The sequence below is a fragment of the Mesorhizobium sp. WSM4832 genome (assembly GCF_055811115.1).
Genome location: NZ_JBVVQH010000044.1, coordinates 1 through 2,500 on the forward strand (window position 1 = coordinate 1; position 2,500 = coordinate 2,500).

A 2,500-nucleotide genomic window follows, 5' to 3' on the forward strand; every position below is an offset into this window, starting at 1 on the left:
CCGCGCGAGGCGGGCGTTTTGTTGTTTGGTTGCGGGGACAGGATTTGGCTTTTCTGTCCCGCGGCGTCGGCTTTGCCTCCTTGCGGGCCCCTGATGCGGGTTCAAATCGGACGGCCACCGTCAGCCGGATACAAGAACAGCCCGGACTAAGCCGGGCTGTTCTTGTATCTGGTTGCGGGGACAGGATTTGAACCTGTGACCTTCAGGTTATGAGCCTGACGAGCTACCGGGCTGCTCCACCCCGCGTCAACTACGAGCAAGCGTTAGCTTGCGTCCTTAGAGGTAAGTTCGAACTTACCGCAATCAAGAGGCTGCCAAATGAAAGGGCCGCTTGCGCGGCCCAGGCTCCCGTTTGGCGGGCCTTATGCATGTCGCCCAAAAGTGCTTAGCGGTTTTGGGGCAACGACATGCATCACAACAACCGTAAGGAGAAGATTGTCACCATCCGGATCTGTTTGATCCGGATGTGAGTTGAACGTGCGTTTGGCAGACCTGGCAGCGACCTACTCTCCCGCGTCTTGAGACGAAGTACCATCAGCGCTGGAGCGTTTCACGGCCGAGTTCGGAATGGGATCGGGTGCAGCCGCTCCGCCATAACCACCAGGTCGGCAAAACGCACGTTCAAATTCGAGAAGCTGTTTTTGTGCCAAGGCGACGTTGTTCTGCAGACGGCCTCGGGCAAAGCCCGCAAGCGCGACTGCGCGTCGCCGGTCATCCGGCGCCCTCGCGGAGCATAGGCCCGTAAGGGCCGCTCATGCGTGAGCGCTAATGGATATGAGTAATGAGAACGATCAAGCCTATCGAACTATTAGTACCGGTAAGCTTCAAGCGTTGCCGCTCTTCCACACCCGGCCTATCAACGTGGTCGTCTTCCACGGTTCTCAGGGAATACTCGTTTCAAGGTGGGTTTCCCGCTTAGATGCCTTCAGCGGTTATCCCGTCCGGATATAGCTACCCTGCGATGCGGCTGGCGCCACAACAGGTCCACCAGAGATCCGTCCATCCCGGTCCTCTCGTACTAGGGACAGATCCTTTCAATATTCCTACACCCACGGCAGATAGGGACCGAACTGTCTCACGACGTTCTGAACCCAACTCACGTACCGCTTTAAATGGCGAACAGCCATACCCTTGGGACCTGCTCCAGCCCCAGGATGCGATGAGTCGACATCGAGGTGCCAAACAACCCCGTCGATATGGACTCTTGGGGGTCATCAGCCTGTTATCCCCGGCGTACCTTTTATCCGTTGAGCGATGGCCCTTCCACGCGGGACCACCGGATCACTATGACCGACTTTCGTCTCTGCTCGACTTGTCAGTCTCGCAGTCAGGCAGGCTTATGCCATTGCACTCAGCGAACGATTTCCGACCGTTCTGAGCCCACCATCGCGCGCCTCCGTTACTCTTTAGGAGGCGACCGCCCCAGTCAAACTACCCACCATACATTGTCCCGGACCCGGATAACGGGCCGCGGTTAGACATCCATAGTAATAAGGGTGGTATTTCAAGGTTGGCTCCACCTGAGCTGGCGCCCAGGTTTCAAAGCCTACCACCTATCCTACACATGCCACTACGAATGCCAATGTAAAGCTATAGTAAAGGTGCACGGGGTCTTTCCGTCTAACCGCAGGAACCCCGCATCTTCACGGGGAATTCAATTTCACTGAGTCTATGCTGGAGACAGCGGGGAAGTCGTTACGCCATTCGTGCAGGTCGGAACTTACCCGACAAGGAATTTCGCTACCTTAGGACCGTTATAGTTACGGCCGCCGTTTACTGGGGCTTCGATTCAGAGCTTGCACCCCTCCTCTTAACCTTCCAGCACCGGGCAGGCGTCAGACCCTATACGTCGCCTTGCGGCTTCGCAGAGCCCTGTGTTTTTGATAAACAGTCGCTACCCCCTGGTCTGTGCCACCCTCCTCTGCTTGCGCAGAAAAGGGTCACGCTTCTTCCGAAGTTACGCGTGCAATTTGCCGAGTTCCTTCAGCATAGTTCTCTCAAGCGCCTTGGTATACTCTACCTGACCACCAGTGTCGGTTTCGGATACGGTCTATAAGGAGGAGCTATTTCCTGGAACCACTCCGCTGCCCTTTCAATCCGATAAGATTGGACAACTTGTGTGATCCGTCACTACCTCCAGGCCCACGAATATTAACGTGGTTCCCATCGACTACGCGTTTCCGCCTCGTCTTAGGGGCCGGCTAACCCTGCTCAGATTAACTTTAAGCAGGAACCCTTGGTCTTTCGGCGGGGGAGTCTCTCACTCCCCTTACGTTACTCATGTCAGCATTCGCACTTCTGATACCTCCACCGCCCCTCACGGGTACGGCTTCATCAGCTTACAGAACGCTCCGCTACCGCTCGTGATTGCTCACGAACCCTAAGCTTCGGTGTATGGCTTTAGCCCCGTTACATTTTCGGCGCAAAGACCCTTATTTAGACCAGTGAGCTGTTACGCTTTCTTTAAATGATGGCTGCTTCTAAGCCAACATCCTGGTTG

1 tRNA gene and 2 rRNA genes (1 of these 3 cut by a window edge) are annotated in these 2,500 nt (G+C 55.6%); all 3 read right to left on the reverse strand.

Features of this window, described 5'->3' with window-relative positions:
• Positions 1-169: 169 nt before the first annotated feature.
• Positions 170-246, reverse strand: a tRNA-Met gene (locus tag AC0L2L_RS33170).
• A gap of 244 nt (positions 247-490) precedes the next feature.
• Positions 491-605: ribosomal RNA gene (rrf, locus tag AC0L2L_RS33175) — 5S ribosomal RNA — on the reverse strand.
• Positions 606-787: 182 nt separating this feature from the next.
• Positions 788-2,500: ribosomal RNA gene (locus AC0L2L_RS33180) — 23S ribosomal RNA — on the reverse strand (it continues 1,147 nt past the right edge of the window).